The sequence below is a fragment of the Sneathia sp. DSM 16631 genome (assembly GCF_014892235.1).
In the GTDB taxonomy this organism is placed as follows: domain Bacteria; phylum Fusobacteriota; class Fusobacteriia; order Fusobacteriales; family Leptotrichiaceae; genus Sneathia; species Sneathia vaginalis.
Map to the genome: position 1 here is coordinate 1 of NZ_JADBHL010000053.1, position 247 is coordinate 247.

A 247-nucleotide genomic window follows, 5' to 3' on the forward strand; every position below is an offset into this window, starting at 1 on the left:
CTGAAATGTATACAGAAAACTTATTAGACAATTCAAGTGTATACGCTAAATATGAATTACCAGAATTTGCTGGAATTAAATCATACGTAAAAGGAACATTAAATCCTAAAGCTAAATATGAAGCAGATGGATCATTAAACTTCAAAAAAGGTAATGTAGAATTAGAAGGACAATTAGCTCATAGCTTCAGTAATGGTGCAGAAGTATCATTAACTTCAAAGACTACATTCCCATTTGAAAAGAAAGA

General features: G+C 30.0%; 1 protein-coding gene. It reads left to right on the plus strand.

Annotation, left to right across the window (positions count from 1 at the left end; all coding sequences use genetic code 11):
* Positions 1-247 (plus strand): hypothetical protein (locus IMK15_RS06385; RefSeq protein ID WP_192942296.1); only part of this gene is annotated, 247 nt, incomplete at both ends.